Below are 19,201 nucleotides of genomic sequence, written 5' to 3'. Positions count from 1 at the left end.
CCGGGACCCGCATCGAAACCAAGGCGGCCCCGGATTCCGGGGCCGCCTTTTCTTGGTCGGTCGCGTCCTCTCCCCGCGCGGGTCGCGCGATCGCGCGACGAGAGGGTGGATCGCCGCGTCGCGGCGAGACGGGTGAGGGGGGCCGCCGCAGCAGGCTCCGCGTCCGCGGCCGCCGCCTCTCCCGCCCTCGCTGTGCGAGGGCCCCCTCTCCCGCGAGGGGAGAGGGGGCGGCCGTGGCGGCTCGCCGGAGACTCACGCCTCCTCCACCCCGCGCAGCCGCAGCACCAGCTTGACGATCTCCATCACGACGAGGAGCGTCGCCCCGACCGCGGTCGCCACCAGCCAGTCGCCGAGGCCGAGCGACACGGTCTGGAAGGCCGCCTGCATGAACGGCGCGTAGATCACCAGGATCTGGGCGAGGAGCGACAGCGCGACCGCGCCGATGAGCCAGAGGTTGTCGAACAGCCCGACGAACGCGCTGCGGTGCCCGGAGCGGCTGTTGAAGACGTTGAACAGCTGGAACATCATCAGCGTCGTGAACGCCATGGTGCGGGCATAGGCCTCGTCGGCCGGGTTCGGCGCCGCCTCGCGGGCGAACAGCGTGATCATGCCGCCCGGGTAGTAGGCGTCCAGCACGGCGAGCGTGCCGACCATCATGACGGCGCCGACGCCGGCGATGCGCACCCAGTCCGCCGTGCCGATCACGCCGGCACCGCGCCGGCGCGGCTTGCGGCTCATCACGTCGGCGTCCTTGGGATCGACGCCGAGCGCCAGCGCGGGTGGCCCGTCTGTGATCAGGTTGATCCACAGGAGCTGGGCGGCGAGCAGCGGCAGGAACAGGCCGTGGCTGGTCGAGGCGAGCCCGAGGAGACCGGCGAACATCACCCCGGCGAACATGGTGAGGAGCTCGCCCGCGTTCGAGGACAGCAGGTAGATCAGGTACTTGCGGATGTTGTCGAAGATTCCGCGGCCTTCCTCGATGGCCTTGACGATGCTCGCGAAGTTGTCGTCGGTGAGGACCATGTCGGCCGCCTCCTTGGAGACGTCCGTGCCGGTGATGCCCATCGCCACGCCGATATTGGCGGTCTTCAGGGCGGGGGCGTCGTTGATGCCGTCGCCCGTCATCGCGACGATGTGGCCGCGCCGCTGCAGCGCCTCGACGATGCGCAGCTTGTGGTCGGGGTCGACGCGGGCGAACACCCGCACGGCCTCGACGATGCGGTCGAGTTCGGCGTCGCTCGTCCGCCGCAGTTCGGCGCCGGTGACGACCCGGGTGCCGGGCTCGACGATGGCGAGTTCGCGGGCGATCGCCTCGGCGGTCGCCGGGTGGTCGCCCGTGATCATCACGGTGCGGATGTGGGCCCGCCTGGCGGTCGCCACCGCGTCCTTGGCCTCGGCGCGCGGCGGGTCGATCATGCCGACGAGGCCGACGAGAACGAGATCGTCCTCGATGTCCTCGGGCAACTCGACGTCGCCCGTCGTCCCGGCCGCGATGGCGGCCGGGTCCAGCCCGAGCGTCTCGGCCCGGATGGTGCGGGTGGCGACGGCGAGCGTGCGCAGCGCCTGCGCGGCGAGCGCGTCGTTGCGCTCGGCCACGGCGGCGCGGCCGGCGTCGTCCAGCGCCACGCTGCGGCGGCCGTCGAAGATCTCGCGGCAGCGCGGCAGCAGCACCTCGGGGGCGCCCTTGACGCACAGGGTCAGCTCGCCGGGCCGGGCGCGGTCGGCGTGCAGGGTGGCGTGGCGCTTGCGCTCCGAGGTGAAGGGGATCTCGGCGATGCGCGGCATCGCCGCGAGCGCCGCCTCGGTCAGTCCCGCCTTGCGGGCCGCGACCACCAGGGCGCCCTCGGTCGGGTCGCCCTGCACCAGCCAGCGTCCCTCGCGCGACGCGAGCGTCGCGTCGTTGACCAGCGCGGCGGCCTGCAGGGTTCGCACCACCGCCTCCTGGACGTCCGGCCGGCTCGCCAGCGGCTCGCCGGCCACCGTGAACTCGCCCTCCGGCACGTAGCCGCTGCCGGAGACGTCGACCACGGCGTCGCCGGCCAGCACGGTGCGCACCGTCATCTCGTTGCGGGTCAGCGTGCCGGTCTTGTCGCTGCAGATCACCGTGGCGGCGCCGAGGGTCTCGACCGCCGGGAGCTTGCGGACGATCGCGTTGCTCTGCGCCATCCGGCGCACGCCGAGGCTGAGCCCGACCGTGACGATCGCCGGCAGCGCCTCGGGAATCGCCGCGACCGCGAGGGCGACGGCGAACAGGAACAGGCCCAGGATGGCGTCGAGATCGGTGACCGGGTTCTTCAGCAGGCCGGTCGCGAAGACCACGCCGCAGATCACCAGCATGATGATGGAGAGCCGCTTGCCGGTGCGGTCGAGCTCCTTCTGCAGCGGCGTCGCCTGCTTCTCGGCGCCTTCGATCAGCTCGGCGATCTTGCCGACCTCGGTGCCCATGCCGGTCGCCACCACGATGGCGCGGCCGCGCCCGTAGGTGGCCGTGGTGCCGGCATAGAGCATGTTCCGGCGGTCGCCGAGCCCGACATCGTGGTCGATCGCGGCGGCGTCCTTGACCACCGGCACGCTCTCGCCGGTGAGGGCCGCCTCGTCGGTGCGCAGGTTGGCGTCCTCGATCACCCGCGCGTCGGCCGGGATGCGGTCGCCGGCCTCCACCAGCAGCACGTCGCCCGGGACGATGTCGTGCGCCGGGATGCGCTGGCGCTCGCCGTCGCGCACCACGGTCGATTCGGGCGCCGCGAGCGCCATCAGGGCGCGCACCGACTTCTCGGCGCGCGCCTCCTGGACGAAGCCCAGCAGCGCGTTGAGCAGCACGATCGCCATGATGACGATCGCCTCGTAGGGCAGGGCCGACTCGCGGGGCTCCTGCAGCAGCCATTCGAGGCCGGAGATCACCGTGGCGACCAGCAGGATGATCACCAGGAAGTCCTGGAACTGCTCGGCGAGGCGCCGCCACCACGGCGTCTCGGGCGCCGACTTCAGGCGGTTCTCGCCGTATTCGGCGATGCGGCGCTCGGCCTCGGCGCGCGTCAGCCCGCGGGCAGCGTCGGACCCGAGGCCGGCGACGACGGCGGCGACGGGCAGCCGGTGCGGCGGCGCGACGGCGGCGCCGGCGGCGGGCGCGGAACCGGGCAGGGGTGATCCGCCCCGGTCGGACGCGGATGCGGGCGCGGCGGGAGCGGGATAGGGCTTGTTCATTGCAGCAGCTTTCGAATGCCCGGGCACGGCGTCCGGCAGGGGCCGGGCGCCGGAGCGAACGGGCGACAATGGAGCGTCTCTGGTCACGGCGGCACTCGCTGGCCGTGCGGAGGGGCAGCCGGCGACCGCCGGGGCGGTCGCCCCGGATCAGAGCCCGAGCCAGCGGGCCGTGTCGTCGATGTCGGCCAGCACCGAGGCCGTCGCGGCGGCCAGCGCGAAGGCGCCGGCGATGTCGCGAAGGGTCGGCTGGTCGGCCTGTCGCTGCGGTCCGGCGATGCGGTCGGCGACCGCCAGCGCCGCGGCGAACACGACGGAGAGCAGGGCGAAGCAGGACATCACGACGGTGGGGGGCATCAGCCACGCGAACAGCGCGAGCGGCACCGTGACGGCCGCCGACAGGACGGCGAGCAGCAGCGCCAGACGCGGCATTCGAAGGGCCGGCTTGTGCCAGCCCGGTGCCGTCTTCACAGGAGCCATCGGAGTCTCCGGGACCCGGCCATGCTCCCGCTCTTTCCGAGGTCGATCGCGCATCCGACGGCCGGAGAAAGCAAAACACGGCCCCGGGGAAACGCGAAGACTATGGCTCGAGTTCTGTTCATTTTGCGAGGATTGGAACTCGGGGGCACAACACCATACCGCGCCCCTGCGACATCCTGTAGCCGTGCACCTGGGGGGGTATTTCTACGGTGGCGGGCCGCCCCCGCGGTACTGCTGTAAAGTCCCCTTTACGCCCGCCATTCGCGGCCGAGGCGAACTCGCGGCCGGACTTTGATGCGCTGCAGCAAGATCATCTCACGCGTAAAGATCGGACTACACATGCGTTTTTGAAGTACATCCGCCTCGGGCTATGTCTATTTCAACTTGCGTCTGTCGCCGATCTGTCGTTATCTGGTTGAGGCAATCGGTTTTTGGCCGTTCCGGCCGCGCAGCGTTGAACGACGCCAACGTTTCGGATCTCCCCAAAATCCAGGTTGTTACGCGGGGTGCAAGCGATTGCATCGTGGCCACCACGCGTCCATCGCGACGTCAGACTTTGATCAGGAGACCGACGATGCAAAAAGGCACCGTCAAATGGTTCAACCCCACGAAGGGCTATGGGTTCATCCGGCCGTCGACCGGCGAGAAGGACGTCTTCGTCCACATCTCGGCAGTCGAGCGGGCCGGTCTCAGCACCCTGAATGAAGGTCAGGTGATCGAGTACGAGCTCGTCACCAACCGCGGCAAGACCTCCGCGGAGAACCTCAAGGTCGCGTAAGCGGCCCGGCCGGCTTCGCCCGGCTTGCGGGTGCGTCCCGTAGCCCCCGGTTCACCCCGGGGGTTTTTTCTTGCCTGCGAGTCGTCGTCCGCACGTCCTGCCCGCGCGCGTCCCCGGGCCGCTCACGCCGGCCGCGGCCCCACCAGCTCCGGGTAGTCGGGGAACCAGCGCGCCGCCATCCGCCCGACATAGCCGCGCAGATTGTCGTGGCGCTCCGCCGCGGTGCGCAGCGGCGTGATGAACTGCGGGCACAGCGCTCCCGCCATGAAGGCGAACACGGTGGCGTCGACCGCGGTCGGCTCGTCCCCCATGAAGAACGGCTTGGTGCCGAGATAGTCGGCGACCGCGTCGATCGAGCGGGTGCCGAGCCGCAGCAACTCGTCGGCCGAATGGCGCGACAGGCCCTGGGCATGCAGGTCGCGCCGGACGCTGCGGCGGACGAAGGCGATCACCAGCGGTCGCATCGGGGCCGGCACGGCGGCGAAGAACTGGCGGGGCCCGCGGTCGAAATTGGCGTCGTCGACCCAGCGGGCGTGGACGAAGGCCCAGTACAGGTGCTCCTCGATCATCTTCTCGAACGCCCAGGCGACGGCGCGCTCGGGGTCGGAGAGGGACCGGTCGAGGGCGAGCCCGTACTTGGTCTCGAGGTGCCAGCGGATGAAGGTCGAATCGGCGATCACGGCGCCGTCGTCGTCGATGTAGGGCAACTTGCCCTTCGGTGCCTTGCGCAGATTGCCGGGCGCGGTGCGGTAGGGCACCGCCGCCATCTTCAGCAGCGTCTCCGCCTTGGTGACGAACGGGCTCGGGTCGGGCAGCCCGAAGGCGGGGCCGAAGCCGTACAGCGTGATCATGGAATTCCTCGGGGGATCGACGACACGGTGCCATCTTGCCGGTCGTCGTGGCGGCCCTGTGACGGCCGGCGCCGGCCGTCACACCGTCGGAGCAACGATCGCGCCGTCGGGAGCCGCGGCGCCGGCGATGCGGCAGCGGCCGGCCTCGACCGTGATCCGGCCCTCGGCGAGCCAGCGCAGCGCCAGCGGGTAGATGCGGTGCTCGACCGCCAGCACCCGGGCCGCCAGGGTCGCCTCGGTGTCGTCGTCGCCGATCGGCACGGCGCCCTGCACGATGATCGGTCCCGAGTCCATCTCCGGCACCACCAGATGGACGGTGGCGCCGTGCAGCCGCACCCCGGCGGCGAGCGCCCGGGCGTGGGTGTCGAGCCCCTTGAACGACGGCAGCAGGGCCGGGTGGACATTGATCATCCGCCCCTCCCAGCGCCCGACGAACCACGGCGTCAGCAGCCGCATGAAGCCGGCGAGGCACAGAATGGCGATGCTGTGCTCCTGGAGCACCGTGTCCAGAGCCCGCTCGAAGGCCTCGCGATCCTTGCCGAAATCCTTGTGGTCGACGACCTTGGTCGGGATCCCCGCGGCGGCCGCGCGCACGAGCCCGGCGGCGTCCGGCCGGTTGGAGACGACGAGGGCGATCTCGGCCGGGAAGGCGGGGTCGGCGGCCGCCTCGATCAGCGCCGCCATGTTGGAGCCGCGCCCCGAGATCAGGATCGCCACCTTGGCGCGTGCGCTGGCCATGGCTCGCAGCGTCCCGGCTCAGGCGTCGAGCGCGAGGCGGCCCGTATAGGTCACCCGTGGCGCCCCGGGGCTCGCCTCCACCACGGCGCCGATGCGGGCGACCCGCTCGCCGGCCCGGGTCAGCGCCGCGGCGACCGCGTCCGCCTCGTCGGGGGCCGCCACCGCGATCATGCCGATGCCGCAGTTGAAGGTCCGCAGCATCTCCAGCGGCGCGACGCCGCCGGCCGCGGCGAGCCAGCCGAACACCGGCGGCACCGGCACGGCGTCGAGGTCGATGCGGGCGCCGAACGCCTTGCCGAGCACGCGCGGGATGTTGTCCGGGAAGCCGCCGCCGGTGATGTGGGCGAAGGCCTTGACGGCGCGGGTCTCGCGCATCGCCGACAGGCAGCCGGCGACGTAGATGCGGGTCGGCGCGAGCAGCGCCTCGGCGAGCGACCGGGCCGGATCGAACGGGGCGGGGGCGTCCCAGCCGAGTCCCGAGCCGGCGACGATCCGGCGCACCAGCGAGTAGCCGTTCGAATGCACGCCCGAGGAGGCGAGGCCGAGCAGCACGTCGCCGGCCGCCACCGGCCGCGGCAGCAGGCCGCCGCGCTCGGCGGCGCCGACCGCGAAGCCGGCGAGGTCGTAGTCGTCGCCCTGGTAGACGCCCGGCATCTCGGCGGTCTCGCCGCCGATCAGGGCGCAGCCGGCCTGGCGGCAGCCCTCGGCGATGCCGCCGACGATGACCGCGGCGCGCTCCGGGTCGAGCCGGCCGCAGGCGAAATAATCGAGGAAGAAGAGGGGCTCGGCCCCCTGCACCACGAGGTCGTTGACCGACATGGCGACGAGGTCGATGCCGATCGTGGCGTGGCGGCCGCTCTCGATGGCGATCTTCACCTTGGTGCCGACCCCGTCGGTGGCCGCCACCAGGACCGGGTCCTTGAAGCCGGCCGGCTTGAGGTCGAACACCGCCCCGAAGCCGCCGATCTCGGCGTCGGCGCCGGCCCGGCGGGTCGCGCGGACGAGCGGCTTGATGAGGTCGACCAGACGGTTGCCCGCGTCGATGTCGACGCCGGCGTCGGCATAGGTCAGGCCCGGTCGGCTGGTTTCGCTCATGAGGTCGGCCCTCGAAGGTCCGGTGCGTCGAAGATGCGGGGTCCTACGTGGGAATCGGGCCTAGCGCAACGATGCCGATCACAATAAGAAGCCTTGGTCCGCCAAAAGAATAATTCGTGGCGTTTCAGCGTTCCGGACCGGTTGCCGGGTCCGCGTGAGCCGGGGTCGATCGTGAATCTTCCCAATCTGGTCACCAATCTTCCCAACATCGTAACCATTGTACGAATCTTGCTCGTGCCGGTGCTGGTGTGGGCGATCGCGGCCGGCGAGATGCAGCTCGCCTTTCTCCTGTTCGTCGCCGCCGGGGTGTCGGATGCGGTCGACGGGTTCCTGGCCAAGCGGTTCGGCCTGACCACCGACTTCGGCGCCCATCTCGATCCGCTCGCCGACAAGATGCTGATCGTCGCGATCTTCGTCGGGCTCGGCTGGTTCGGACGAATCCCGCTCTGGCTGGTGATCCTCGTCGTGTCGCGCGACATCATGATCGTCGGGGCCGTCACCCTCACCATGCTGCTCGGCAAGCCGATCCGCGTGCGGCCGCTGTGGATTTCGAAGCTCAACACCGTGGTCCAGATCGTCTTCGCCTCGCTGGTGCTCGCCGCGCTCGGCTTCGACTTCGACGCCGAGCCGGTGCAGTCGATCACCATGTATCTGGTGGCGGCGACGACGCTCCTGTCGATCGGCGCCTACACGCGCGAATGGGTCCGCCACCTCGCCGCCGAAAGCGAGCCCGGCTGATGGCGGGCCGCCCCACCGATCCGGGGCAGCTGGCGCTGAGCCTCGAGCATCCGGCGCGATTCTCCCGCGACGACTTCCTGGCGAGCCCGTCCAACGCCGCGGCGCTGGAGATGGTCGACCGCTGGCCCGACTGGCCGGCCCGGGCCCTGGTGCTGGCCGGGCCGGAAGGGGCCGGCAAGAGCCATCTCGCCGCCGTCTGGGCGGAGCGCGCCGGCGCCCGCATCCTGCCGGCCGCCGCCCTCGGCGAGGCCGGAGGTCCGGACGCGCTCGCGGCCGGCGCCCTGGTGCTGGAGGACGTGCGGTCGGGCGTCGACGAGGTGGCGCTCTTCCATCTCCTCAACCTGGCGCGCGATCAGGGCACCTGGCTGCTCCTCACGGTCGCGGCGCCGCCGGCCGGCTGGACGCTGCGGCTGCCCGACCTCCACTCGCGGCTGCGCGCCATGCCGGTCGTCCAGGTGGCGCCGCCCGACGCGGCGCTGCTGCGCGCCGTGCTGGTCAAGCTGTTCGCCGACCGCCAGCTCGCCGTCGACGAAGGGCTGCTGACCTGGCTGGAGCGGCGGATCGAGCGCTCCTTCGCGGCCGCCCGCGCCGCCGTGGCGACGCTCGACCGCGAGGGTCTGCGGCGGCAGCGGCCGGTCACCCGGGCGCTCGCCGTGGCGGTCCTCGGCCGCGCCGGCGAGGACGACCCGGAGGAGGGCGATCCGGCGGGCGACGACCCGGAGGACGACCCCGGCGCGCCGCCCGGCCCGGCCCGCGCCGGCCCGCCCGCGGCCTGACCCGGCCAGCGGCGAAATCACGCGGTCGCCGCCGGGCCGCCCGGGTCTGGCGTTACGCTCTGCGGACCCGCATAGTCGTCGACCCGGCCCGCAGCACGATACCGTCCGGTGGCCGCCGGGATTTCGAGCCGAGCACCATGGTCGACCAGCAAGACATCGATCCGACGACGGAAACCCACGTTCCGGGGATCGCCCCGGTGGCGCCGAAGCCCGTCAAGCCGAAGAAGCCGCACGACCCGACCCGCTACATCAACCGCGAGCTGTCCTGGCTGCAGTTCAACCGGCGGGTCCTGGAGGAGTCGGCCAATCCGAACCACCCGCTGCTGGAGAAGGTGCGGTTCCTGTCGATCTCGGCCAACAACCTGGACGAGTTCTTCATGGTCCGGGTCGCCGGCCTCAAGGGGCAGGTGCGCGAGGGCATCGCCACCAAGAGCCCGGACGGCCTGACGCCGAGCGAGCAGCTGACCCGCATCAACGAGTCCGTGAAGGAGCTCGGCGAGGAGCAGCAGCGGCTGTGGCGCGAGCTCAAGACCGAGCTGGCGACCCAGAAGATCGTCTTCGTCGAGGGCAACGAGCTGAAGAAGGCCGAGCGGGCCTGGCTCGAGGACCACTTCCTCAAGCACATCTTCCCGGTGCTCACGCCGCTCGCCATCGACCCGGCGCATCCGTTCCCGTTCATCCCCAATTTCGGCTTCTCGCTCGCCCTCCAGCTGTCGCGCAGCCGCGACGGCCGCGCCATGAACGCGCTGATCCGGGTGCCGCCCAAGATCGAGCGGTTCATCCGGCTTTCGGGCGGCGAGGAGGGCGGCGGCGTCCGGCTGATCACGGTCGAGCACGCCATCACGCTGTTCATCCCGCGGCTGTTCCCCGGCTACGCGCTCAAGGGGCAGGCCGGCTTCCGGGTGCTGCGCGACTCCGAGGTGGAGATCGAGGAGGAGGCCGAGGACCTCGTCCTGCTCTACGAGACCGCGCTGAAGCGGCGGCGGCGCGGGTCGGTGATCCGGCTCGAGCTCGACGCGGCGGCGCCGCCCGAGCTGCAGCGCTTCGTCCAGCGCGCGCTGGCGGTCGCCGACGACGAGGTGTTCCTCGTCGACGGCGTGCTCGCGCTGTCGGAGCTCTCCCAGCTCACCGCGCTCGACCGGCCCGACCTCGAATTCGTCCCCTACAATCCGCGCTTTCCCGAGCGCATCCGCGATCATGCGGGCGACTGCTTCGCGGCGATCCGGCAGAAGGACCTGGTCGTCCACCACCCCTACGAATCGTTCGACGTCGTCGTCCAGTTCCTGGAGCAGGCGGCGCGCGACCCCGACGTCGTCGCCATCAAGCAGACGCTCTACCGCACCTCCAAGAACTCGCCGATCGTCAAGGCGCTGGCCGAGGCGGCCGAGCTCGGCAAGTCGGTGACGGCGGTGGTCGAGCTCAAGGCGCGCTTCGACGAGGAGGCCAACATCCGCTGGGCCCGCGACCTGGAGCGCGCCGGCGCCCAGGTGGTCTACGGCTTCATCGAGCTGAAGACCCACGCCAAGCTGTCGCTGGTCATCCGGCGCGAGAACGGCTCGCCGGTCTCCTATGTCCACACCGGCACCGGCAACTACCACCCGGTGACGGCGCGCATCTACACCGACCTGTCCTACTTCACGGCCGACCCGGCGGTCGCCCGCGACGTCGCCCGGGTGTTCAACTTCATCACGGGCTACGCCGAGCCGGCCGGGCTGGAGCGGCTCGCGGTGTCGCCGATCGACCTGCGCGAGCGGATGATCCAGCACATCCGCGAGGAGACCGACAACGCCCGCGCCGGCAAGCCGGCGGCGATCTGGATGAAGATGAACTCGCTGGTCGATCCCGGCATCATCGACGCGCTCTACGACGCCTCGCAGGCCGGCGTGCCGGTCGACCTCGTGGTGCGCGGCATCTGCTGCCTGCGGCCCGGCGTGCCGGGGCTCTCGGACACCATCCGGGTCAAGTCGATCATCGGCCGGTTCCTGGAGCACGGCCGCATCTACTGCTTCGGCAACGGCCAGGCGCTGCCGAACCCGAAGGCGCACGTCTACATCTCCTCGGCCGACATGATGCCGCGCAATCTCGACCGCCGCGTCGAGGTGCTGTGCCCGATCCTCAATCCGACCGTGCACGAGCAGGTGCTCGACCAGATCATGATCGCCAACCTCAAGGACAACGAGCAGAGCTGGACGCTCTTGCCGGACGGCAGCTCGACGCGTATCAAGGCCGCCACCGGCGAAGAGCCCTTCAACGCGCACAAGTACTTCATGACGAATCCCAGTCTCTCCGGCCGCGGAAAGTCCGTGAAGGAGTCGTCCCCGCGCAGTTTCACCCGGCGGGGAGACCGTGCTTAAGCGCAGCCCGACGGCCGCCGCGGCCGCCCCCGGCCGGCTCGACGTCGGGCCGCCCGTGGCGGTCGTCGACATCGGCTCCAATTCGATCCGCCTCGTCGTCTACGAAGGGCTCAGCCGCAGCCCGACGCCGGTGTTCAACGAGAAGGTCCTGGCCGGGCTCGGCCGCGAGGTCCTCTCCACCGGCCTGCTCGCCGCCGACGCGGTGGCGCGCGCCATCGAGGCGCTGAGGCGGTTTCGGGTCCTGTGCGACGTCATGGGCGTCGAACGGCTGTGGGTGATCGCCACGGCCGCGTGCCGGGAGGCCAGGAACGGGCCGGACTTCATCCGCGAGGCGCAGGCGATCTGCGGCACCCGCATCGACGTCCTCTCCGGCAAGCGCGAGGCGACGCTGTCGGCGCTCGGCGTCGTGTCCGGCGTCTACAAGCCGGACGGCATCGTCGGCGACCTCGGCGGCGGCTCGCTCGAGCTCGTCGACGTCAAGGGCACGCGCCTCAAGGGCGGCGCCTCGCTGCCGCTCGGCGGCCTCGCCCTGCAGGACCTCTCGGCCCGCTCGCTCAAGAAGGCCGACAAGATCGTCGACCAGGCGCTGCGCGACGTGAAGTTCCTCAAGGCCGGCAGCGGCCGCGCCTTCTACGCGGTCGGCGGCACCTGGCGCGCGCTCACCCGCCTGCACATGCGCCAGACCGGGTATCCGCTGCACGTGATGCAGAACTACGTGATCCCGGCCCGCGAGGCGCTGGAGTTCGTCCGGCTGGTCCGCCGCGTCAACGCCGACACGCTGTCGCAGATCGAGTCGGTCAACGAGTTCCGCCGGCCGCTGCTCGCCTATGCGGCCGTGGTGCTGGAGCACATCATCCGCACCGCCCGGCCGCGCGAGATCGTCGTGTCGGCCGCGGGCGTGCGCGAAGGGCTCCTCTACTCGGCGCTCGGCGAGCGCGAGCGCCGCAAGGACCCGCTGCTCGCCGCCGCCATGGAGCTCAACGTGCTGCGCTCGCGCTCGCCGGCGCACGCGCTGGAGCTGGTCGACTGGACCGACCGCTTCATGGCGTCGACCGGCATCGACGAGACCGCCGACGAGAAGCGGCTGCGCCACGCCGCCTGCCTGCTCGGCGACATCGGCTGGCGCGCCCATCCGGACTATCGCGGCGAGCAGTCGCTCAACGTGATCTCGCACGCCAACTTCCTCGGCGTCGACCATCCCGGCCGCACCTTCGTGGCGCTCGCCGTCTACTTCCGCCATGCCGGGCTGTTCGAGGGCGAGCTGTCGCCCGGCGTGCGCGAGCTGGTCACGGCCCGGATGATCGACCGGGCCCGGGTGCTCGGCGGTGCCATGCGGGTCGCCTACCTGATCTCGGCCGCCATGCCGGGCATCCTGCCGTCGGTTCCGATGGTGGTGCGGCGCGGCCAGCTCCAGCTCGTGCTGCGCGAGGCGCATGCGGCGCTCGGCGGCGAGCGCATCGCCAACCGCCTGCGCCAGCTCGCCCGCCTGATCGGCCGCGAGCCCCTGATGGTGACGGGCTGAGCGATTTCCGGTCGCGATGACTCGGCCGCGAGCCGCTTGTCCCCGCGACGGCGGGGACCAGGCCGTGCGGCGTGTGGCTCCAGGGTCCCGCTTGCGCGGAACCGCGCGGAGCATGCGGTTTCAGGTGAAACCGATCCGGCGGCGGTGAAGCCGCAGCTTGGAATCGCTCGAAATCATCGCGTTTGAAACGCGATGACCCATAAGCTAAGCCGATCGGGCCGGGTCATGACGACGACCGGCCCGCCGGCCGACGCGGTGTGCCGCGGGCCGACCGAGGTGACGTGAGACAGGCGATGCCGCCCCCGACCGCCGATCTCGCCCTGGTCTTTGCCTCCGAGCGCGGCCGCCTCGAACGGCTGATCCGGCGCATCATCGGCGACCCGCACCTCGCCGAGGATCTGGTCCAGGAGGCCTTCCTCAAGGTGTCGCGGGCGGCCGCCGGCACCGCGGTCGAGGACCATCGCGGCTACCTGGTCCGGACGGCCCGCAATCTCGCGCTCGACCACCGTCGCCGCCTCGAGGTGATGCGACCGGCCGAGGACAGCGATGCCGCGTTCCGGGCATTGCCCGACGCAGCGCCGAACCCCGAGGCCGTGTTGGCCGACCGGCAGGCGCTCGCCGCCGCCATGGCGGCGCTCGCGCGGCTGCCGCCGCGCACCCGTCGGGCCTTCGAGATGCACCGGCTCGACGGTCGCACCATGGCCGAGATCGGCCGTGAGCTCGGGATCTCGGTGTCGCTCGTCTGCCGGCTCGTCCATGAGGCCTACACGGCCGTGCGCGACGAGCTGCGCCGCGCCGACCTGCTGCCGGGCGCTCCTGAAAATTCGGCGGACTGAAACGTCCGTGGTGGTGTAATCCGGATGCGCCGTGGGGGCGGCGCGCGCGGGCGGGACACGCCCGGCGCAGAGGGGATGCGCGGGGGAATGAGCGGCACGGATCGCGACGACCTGTGGAGCGAGGCCCTCTCGCTCCGGATGCGCCTGCACGAGCGTCCGGACGACGCTGCGCTGCGGGCCGAGGTTTCGCGTTGGTGCGCGCGGAGCCCCGCCCACCGGGCCGCCTTCGCCGAAGCCGAGACGGTCTGGCGCGTCACCGGCGGCGTGCCGCGCGTGTCGGCCGAAGCGCCGGCCGCGCCGACGCTTCGGACCGCCGGGTCGGCCCGGGTGCCGGTGCTGACGCGGCGACGGCTCGTCGCCGGCCTCGGGCTCGCCGCGGCCGCCGGGATCGCCGCGGTCGCGGCGCCGGACCTGATCCTGCGGGCCCGGGCCGACATCCTCACCGGCACCGGCGAGGTGCGCCGCACGACCCTGCCGGACGGCAGCGTCGCGACGCTCGGACCCGACACTGCCGTCGCGCTCGCCTTCGCGCCCGGCACCCGGCAGATCGATCTGCTGGCCGGCATGGCCTATGTCGAGGTGGCGCCCGACCGGCCGGTGCCGCTCCGGGCCCTCTGCGGGCCGATGGCCGTGACGGCGGTCGGCACCGCCTTCGAGATCGCGAACGATGCCGGCTGGCTGACCGCCGCGGCCGACTCCGGCCGGATCGCGGTCCGTTTCGAGGGCGGCGCGGCGCCCGTCGAGGCGACGCTCGAGGCCGGCGACTGGCTCGCCTTCGGCGACGGCGACGGCGTCGCGCGGAACGCGACCGAGAGCGGCGTGCGCGAGCCCGGGCTGCGGGCGGCCTGGCGCGACCGCGTCGTCGTCGCCGAGCGCGAGCCGGTCGCCGCCGTCGTCGCCCGCATCGCCCGCTGGCACCCCGGCCGGGTGATCGTCGCGCCCGGCTTCGGCGACCGCCGGGTCAGTGGCCTGTTCGACCTGCGCGACCCCCGCCGGGCCCTGGAGGGCGTCGTCGCGCCCTTCGACGGCCATGTCCGCGATCTGTCACCCTGGCTGACCGTCGTCTCCAAAATTTGAATCCCTCCAATCGAAGCCGCAGCCGTGAAAACCGACCGGCCTCGCTCGTCCTGTCGAGATGGGGCGCGGCGTGGGGACGCCGCGAGGACAGCGATCGGGGCAGGGGAATGCGCAGGGGAACGCGTCGGCGTCGGACCGTGATGTTGAAGGCCGTCCTCGCCGCCGGGCTGGCGGCCGCGCCGCTCGCCGGCGCGGGGGCGGTCCGGGCCCAGGCCGTGGAGGAAGCGACCTCGTTCGCGGTGCCGGCCGGGCCGCTGTCGTCGGCGCTGGTCGCCTTCGGGCGGCAGAGCGGGCTGCAGGTCAGCTACGCCCCGGAGATCGCCACCGGCAAGGCGAGCCGCGGCGTCGCCGGCCCGCTGTCGCCGGATGGCGCACTGGAGCGCTTGCTGGCCGGCACCGGGCTGCTGTGGCGCTGGGCGAACGACACCACCATCACGGTCTACGACCCGACCTCGGCCGCCATGACGGCGAATGCGCAAGGCACGGTTCCGCTCGACGAGATCCAGGTCACCGGGACCGGCACCAAGTCGGGCGAGACCGCCTGGGGGCCGGTGGAGGGCTACGTCGCGACCCGCAGCGCCGCCGGCTCGAAGTCCGACACGCCGATCGTCGAGGTGCCGCAGTCGGTGTCGGTCGTCACCCGCGACCAGATGCGCGACCGCGCCGTGCAGACCGTCACCGAGGCGCTGCAGTACACGCCGGGCGTCCTCACGATGGCGGGCGGCAAGGACCCGCGCTTCGACGTGATCTACCTGCGCGGCTTCAACACGCAGGGCTCCGGCGGCTATCGCGACGGCATGCGCGAGTTCGCCGATGCCAACTACTTCAGCTCCTGGCGGACCGAGCCGTATGGGCTCGAGCGCATCGACGTGATGCGCGGCCCCGGCTCGGTGCTCTACGGCCAGACCGGCCCGGGCGGCGTGATCGACAAGATCAGCAAGCGCCCCACCGTCGAGCGCTTCGCCGAGATCGTCGGGACGTTCGGGAACTTCGATCTCTTCCAGGGCGCCTTCGACGTCGGCGGCGCCGCCGATCCGGAAGGCAAGTACCAGTTTCGCCTGACCGGCCTCGCCCGCGACAGCGACGCCCAGATCGCTCACTTCTCGCAGTTCGTGCCGGACGACCGTCTCTACGTCGCGCCCGCCTTCACCTGGCAGCCGACCGCCGACACCAAGTGGACGCTCCTCACCGAATATCAGCACGACAAGATCGGCAACGCGTTCCCGGTGTCTCGCCTGCGCACTTCGGGGACGACCGTCACGGCCGTCACCGCGTTGCCGCTCTATCTCGGCGATCCGAACTGGAACAAGTTCGACCAGGAGCAGTATCGCGTCGCCTCTCTGTTCGAGCACCGCTTCAACGACGTGCTCACCGTGAAGCAGAACATGGCGTTCACGTCGATCACGCTCGACTATCGTTACCTCACCGGGGCGGTCTACAACAACGGGACCACGGCGGCGCGGGTCGCCCGCCAGTCGGAAGACAAGGCCGACACCTATACGCTCGACAATCAGGCGCACGTGAAGTTCGCCACCGGGCCGGTGTCGCACGCCGTGCTGGTCGGGTTCGATTACCAGATGCTCGGTCTCGACACGGTCTTCAAAGGCGGCGGCAGCTACCCGCTGAATGTCGCCGACCCGGTCTACGGCATCGCGGTGCAGCCGGTGACCACCGTCCTGACCAGCACCGATCAGAATCTGCGCCAGGCCGGCCTCTACGCCCAGGACCAGATCAGGCTGGACAAATGGCTGCTCACCCTCGGCGTACGGCACGACAGTGCCGAGCTCGAGAGCGCCAACCGCGTCACCAACGCCACCACCACGGCGAGCGACACCGCGACCACCAAGCGGGTCGGGCTCACCTATCTGTTCGACAACGGCGTCGCGCCCTATGCGAGCTGGGCGACCTCGTTCCTGCCCACCACCGGCACCGACTACTCCGGCGATCCGTTCAAGCCGACCACCGGCCGGCAGTACGAGATCGGCGTCAAGTGGCAGCCGCCCGGCAGCCGGACGCTGGTGACGTTCGCGGCCTTCGACATCGTCCAGCAGAACGTGCTGACGGCCGATCCGGTGCACACGAACTACAATGTCCAGACCGGCGAGGTGTCGTCGCGCGGCCTGGAATTCCAGGCGACGACCACGCCGCTCGCCGGGTTCGACGTCGTCCTCTCGGCCTCAATTCAGGACGTCGAGGTGACCGGGAGCAACAAGGCCGGCGAGCTCGGCAACGTCCCGGTGCTGATCCCGGAGCAGCAGGCGGCCGCCTGGGCCAAGTACACGATCCAGTCGGGCGTGCTGGCCGGCCTCGGCGTCGGCGCCGGCGTCCGCTACGTCGGCCCGACCTGGGCCGACTACACCAACACGATCCGGAACGACGCCCAGACGGTCGTCGACGCGGCCCTCTCCTACGACTGGAAGGGGGCGCGGTTCGCCCTCAACGTGACCAACCTGTTCGACCGCGAGCAGGCGATCTGCACCACCTCGGGCGGTTGCCAGTGGATCAGCCCGCGCACCGTCGTCGGCTCGGTCCGCTACCGGTGGTGACGGCCGCCGTCCGGCGAGGCACGCGGCTGCGGCCGTGGCTGGTACGGCTGCATCGCTGGGTGGGGCTCGCCGTCGCGCCGGTCCTGGTGGTGGCGGCACTCACCGGCAGCGCCATCGCGTTCCGCGAGGAGCTGGACGCATGGCTGAACCCGGAGCTGTTCGCGGCCTCGGCCGGCGGCGCGCCGCTGGCGCCGTCCGAGATCGTCGCCAAGGTCGAGGCGGCCGATCCGCGGGTGCGGGTGTTCCGCGTGCCGCTGCCGCACGAGCCGGGCGAGGCGATCGTGGTCGGCGTGCAGCCGCGGATCGACCCGGCGACCCGGCGGCCCTACGCGATCGACCATAATCAGGTCTTCGTCGATCCGGTCACGGGCGCCGTGCTGGGCCGGCGGCTGTTCGGCGCCTTCCGGCTCGACCGGGCGCATCTGATGCCGTTCCTGTATCAGCTCCACTTCAGCCTGATGGTGCCGGGCCGCTGGGGCATCTGGGTCCTGGGTGGCGTAGCGATCCTGTGGTTCCTCGACGCCTTCGTGGCGATCCTGCTGACGCTGCCGCGGACCGGCCCGCTGCTCGCGCAGTGGACCACGGCGTGGCGGATCAAGCGGCCCGCCGGGCCGTACCGGCGCAACCTCGACCTCCACCGCGCCGGCGGCCTGTGGCTGTGGGGCGTCCTGCTGATCGTCGCCTTCTCGGGGGCGGCCCTGAACCTGACGGCCGAGGTCGCCCGCCCGCTCGTCTCGGCCTTCTCCACCCTGACGCCGAGCGCCCGCGAAGCCGGTGCGTCGCGCCTGCGGCGGCCGCCGGCCGAGCCGAAGCTCTCCTTCGAGGACGCATTTGCGGCGGCGCTGCGCGTGATCGCCGAGCGGGGCTGGGCCATGGCGCCGCTCGACGCCACCTACATTCGGCCCTACGGCGTGTATTTCGTCAGCGTCGCCGTCCCCGGGCCCGGTCACGACGACGGGATCGGCCATCCGCACCTGTTCTTCGACGACCAGGACGGCACGCTCCTGCGCGCCGAGGTGCCGGGCGAGGGCTCCGCCGGCGACGTGTTTCTCGCTCTCCAGAATCCGTTGCACACCGGCCGCATCGCCGGCCTCGCCGGCCGCTTCGTCGTGTGCCTCGCCGGGATCGTGACGGCGATGCTCGCCGTCACGGGCGTGGTGATCTGGGCGATGAAGCGGCGCGCCCGACGCCTGCGCCGGGTCACCGCGGTGGTGGCGGCAGAGTAGAGGCGTCCGGCTCCGTCGCGAGCTGCGGGGCGGGCGGGCCCGCCGTCCAGCGCAGCGCCGAGGCGCCCGCAACCGCGACGCCCTCCGTGACGGCGAAGCGCAGCAGCCGCTGCGCGCCCGGAACGCGCGCGATTTCCTCGGACTCCCACACCACCTCGGCGCGGCCGGTCAGCATCAGCGTGTCGCCGGTCGCGTCGTCGACGAACAGGAGCCCGGCGGCCGGATCGCGCAGGATGTTGCCGACGGTGTTGAAGAACGCGTTGCCGACGTAGTCCGGGATCACCAGCACGCTGTGGCCGTCCTCCTGCCGCAGGGCGACGAAGCCCGGCCGGCCGCCGCGGTGGCTGACGTCGACGCCCTCGCGCGGATCGTCGCCGCCGGCCCCAGGCGAGGCGCTGGCGACGAAGAACGTGTCGGCCGAGCGCACCAGCGCCTCGGCCGCAGGCGACAGGATCGCGCCCTCGGGCCGCAGGCGCGGCGTCGCCCCCGGCGGCCGTCCGACATGGGTGACGGTGCGGGTCCGGATGTATTTCGGGCAGTTGCCGAAGCTCTGGTCGACGGCGATCGCGATCCGGTCGCCGTCGGCCGCCGCGATGCGTCCGTTCACCCGGTTGCGCCGGCGGGTCTCCGGCTGCAGGCCGAGGACGCCGACCGGCGCGCCGGGCACCAGCATCCCGTCCAGCGGATGTCCGGGCGGCAGCGCCGCCGCGGCCGTCAGGCACAGCGGATCGGGCGAACGGACGAAGCCGGGCGGCCCTTCCAGGATCGCGGCCCACGGGCGGCCTTGCCGGTCACGGGCGCCGACGATCAGGAACGGCAGGGTGGCGAAGAAGGCGCGGTGCTGGTCCGGCATCGCGTCGCGGATGCCGATGCGTCCGGCCCGCTCGGCGTGGTGCCGGACGCCGGCGCGCTCCTGCGCGGCGATCTCGCCGGCGTGCCATGGTGAGGTCGTGCGGGTCCAGCCGGGCGGCATGGGGGCCATG

15 protein-coding genes are annotated in these 19,201 nt (G+C 71.8%); 9 read left to right on the top strand and 6 right to left on the bottom strand.

Annotated elements, in window-relative coordinates:
- Nucleotides 1-252: 252 nt before the first annotated feature.
- Together J2S22_RS23015 and J2S22_RS23010 are read right to left on the bottom strand one after the other, a co-directional pair.
- Entirely contained in the window at nt 253-3,204 is a 2,952-nt protein-coding gene (locus tag J2S22_RS23015) for a cation-translocating P-type ATPase (protein ID WP_272778622.1), read from the bottom strand.
- A 147-nt stretch (nt 3,205-3,351) separates the two neighbouring features.
- Complete coding sequence (locus tag J2S22_RS23010; protein WP_272778621.1) at nt 3,352-3,681, bottom strand: hypothetical protein; 330 nt, start codon at nt 3,679-3,681, stop codon at nt 3,352-3,354.
- Nucleotides 3,682-4,255: 574 nt separating this feature from the next.
- Here J2S22_RS23010 and J2S22_RS23005 point away from each other — a divergent pair.
- Entirely contained in the window at nt 4,256-4,459 is a 204-nt protein-coding gene (locus J2S22_RS23005; protein ID WP_272778620.1) for a cold-shock protein, read from the top strand.
- 122 nt (nt 4,460-4,581) lie between these two features.
- Here J2S22_RS23005 and J2S22_RS23000 read toward each other — a convergent pair whose 3' ends face one another.
- The 3 genes from J2S22_RS23000 to purM all read right to left on the bottom strand — a co-directional run bounded on the left by J2S22_RS23000 (nt 4,582) and on the right by purM (nt 7,143).
- Nucleotides 4,582-5,310, bottom strand: a complete 729-nt coding sequence (locus J2S22_RS23000) for a glutathione S-transferase family protein (protein ID WP_272778619.1) — start codon at nt 5,308-5,310, stop codon at nt 4,582-4,584.
- 78 nt (nt 5,311-5,388) lie between these two features.
- Complete coding sequence (gene purN, locus J2S22_RS22995; RefSeq protein WP_272778618.1) at nt 5,389-6,048, bottom strand: phosphoribosylglycinamide formyltransferase; 660 nt, start codon at nt 6,046-6,048, stop codon at nt 5,389-5,391.
- Nucleotides 6,049-6,066: 18 nt separating this feature from the next.
- Nucleotides 6,067-7,143 carry a phosphoribosylformylglycinamidine cyclo-ligase gene (gene purM, locus J2S22_RS22990; RefSeq protein WP_272778617.1) on the bottom strand — a complete coding sequence of 359 codons (1,077 nt, stop codon included), beginning with the start codon at nt 7,141-7,143 and terminating at the stop codon, nt 6,067-6,069.
- Nucleotides 7,144-7,314: 171 nt separating this feature from the next.
- Here purM and J2S22_RS22985 point away from each other — a divergent pair, with 171 nt between their 5' ends.
- The 8 genes from J2S22_RS22985 (at nt 7,315) to J2S22_RS22950 (ending at nt 18,218) form a co-directional block, all read left to right on the top strand.
- Nucleotides 7,315-7,881 carry a CDP-alcohol phosphatidyltransferase family protein gene (locus J2S22_RS22985; RefSeq protein WP_272778616.1) on the top strand — a complete coding sequence of 189 codons (567 nt, stop codon included), beginning with the start codon at nt 7,315-7,317 and terminating at the stop codon, nt 7,879-7,881.
- Nucleotides 7,881-8,657: a P-loop NTPase family protein gene (locus J2S22_RS22980; protein ID WP_272778615.1), complete on the top strand. Its 777-nt coding sequence runs from the start codon at nt 7,881-7,883 to the stop codon at nt 8,655-8,657. Before J2S22_RS22985 ends, J2S22_RS22980 begins: the two co-directional genes overlap by 1 nt.
- A gap of 137 nt (nt 8,658-8,794) precedes the next feature.
- Complete coding sequence (locus J2S22_RS22975; RefSeq protein ID WP_272778614.1) at nt 8,795-11,011, top strand: RNA degradosome polyphosphate kinase; 2,217 nt, start codon at nt 8,795-8,797, stop codon at nt 11,009-11,011.
- Nucleotides 11,004-12,533, top strand: a complete 1,530-nt coding sequence (ppx, locus tag J2S22_RS22970) for an exopolyphosphatase (protein WP_272778613.1) — start codon at nt 11,004-11,006, stop codon at nt 12,531-12,533. The genes J2S22_RS22975 and ppx overlap by 8 nt, the downstream gene beginning before the upstream one ends.
- A gap of 293 nt (nt 12,534-12,826) precedes the next feature.
- Nucleotides 12,827-13,369, top strand: a complete 543-nt coding sequence (locus J2S22_RS22965; RefSeq protein ID WP_272778612.1) for an RNA polymerase sigma factor — start codon at nt 12,827-12,829, stop codon at nt 13,367-13,369.
- Between the two features lie 87 nt (nt 13,370-13,456).
- Nucleotides 13,457-14,446, top strand: a complete 990-nt coding sequence (locus J2S22_RS22960) for a FecR family protein (RefSeq protein WP_272778611.1) — start codon at nt 13,457-13,459, stop codon at nt 14,444-14,446.
- A 140-nt stretch (nt 14,447-14,586) separates the two neighbouring features.
- Nucleotides 14,587-16,992 (top strand): TonB-dependent siderophore receptor, encoded by a 2,406-nt coding sequence (locus J2S22_RS22955; RefSeq protein WP_272778610.1) that lies wholly within the window; start codon nt 14,587-14,589, stop codon nt 16,990-16,992.
- Nucleotides 16,989-18,218 (top strand): PepSY-associated TM helix domain-containing protein, encoded by a 1,230-nt coding sequence (locus J2S22_RS22950; protein WP_272778609.1) that lies wholly within the window; start codon nt 16,989-16,991, stop codon nt 18,216-18,218. The genes J2S22_RS22955 and J2S22_RS22950 overlap by 4 nt, the downstream gene beginning before the upstream one ends.
- Here the strand turns inward: J2S22_RS22950 and J2S22_RS22945 are convergent.
- Nucleotides 18,193-19,200, bottom strand: a complete 1,008-nt coding sequence (locus tag J2S22_RS22945; RefSeq protein WP_272778608.1) for a pyridoxamine 5'-phosphate oxidase family protein — start codon at nt 19,198-19,200, stop codon at nt 18,193-18,195. The genes J2S22_RS22950 and J2S22_RS22945 overlap by 26 nt on opposite strands.
- Between the last annotated feature and the right edge of the window lies 1 nt (nt 19,201).

The sequence above is a fragment of the Rhodoplanes tepidamans genome, from assembly GCF_030813915.1.
GTDB lineage: Bacteria > Pseudomonadota > Alphaproteobacteria > Rhizobiales > Xanthobacteraceae > Rhodoplanes > Rhodoplanes tepidamans.
Note: the sequence above shows the minus strand (reverse complement) of the source record. Positions and strands in the feature narration are given on the sequence as shown.

Coding starts and splice junctions, on each gene's coding strand:
- J2S22_RS23015 (WP_272778622.1), bottom strand. CDS start 3,204: ATGAACAAGCCCTATCCCGCTCCCGCCGCGCCCGCATCCGCGTCCGAC.
- J2S22_RS23010 (WP_272778621.1), bottom strand. CDS start 3,681: ATGGCTCCTGTGAAGACGGCACCGGGCTGGCACAAGCCGGCCCTTCGA.
- J2S22_RS23005 (WP_272778620.1), top strand. CDS start 4,256: ATGCAAAAAGGCACCGTCAAATGGTTCAACCCCACGAAGGGCTATGGG.
- J2S22_RS23000 (WP_272778619.1), bottom strand. CDS start 5,310: ATGATCACGCTGTACGGCTTCGGCCCCGCCTTCGGGCTGCCCGACCCG.
- purN (WP_272778618.1), bottom strand. CDS start 6,048: ATGGCCAGCGCACGCGCCAAGGTGGCGATCCTGATCTCGGGGCGCGGC.
- purM (WP_272778617.1), bottom strand. CDS start 7,143: ATGAGCGAAACCAGCCGACCGGGCCTGACCTATGCCGACGCCGGCGTC.
- J2S22_RS22980 (WP_272778615.1), top strand. CDS start 7,881: ATGGCGGGCCGCCCCACCGATCCGGGGCAGCTGGCGCTGAGCCTCGAG.
- J2S22_RS22975 (WP_272778614.1), top strand. CDS start 8,795: ATGGTCGACCAGCAAGACATCGATCCGACGACGGAAACCCACGTTCCG.
- J2S22_RS22965 (WP_272778612.1), top strand. CDS start 12,827: ATGCCGCCCCCGACCGCCGATCTCGCCCTGGTCTTTGCCTCCGAGCGC.
- J2S22_RS22960 (WP_272778611.1), top strand. CDS start 13,457: ATGAGCGGCACGGATCGCGACGACCTGTGGAGCGAGGCCCTCTCGCTC.
- J2S22_RS22955 (WP_272778610.1), top strand. CDS start 14,587: ATGTTGAAGGCCGTCCTCGCCGCCGGGCTGGCGGCCGCGCCGCTCGCC.
- J2S22_RS22945 (WP_272778608.1), bottom strand. CDS start 19,200: ATGGCCCCCATGCCGCCCGGCTGGACCCGCACGACCTCACCATGGCAC.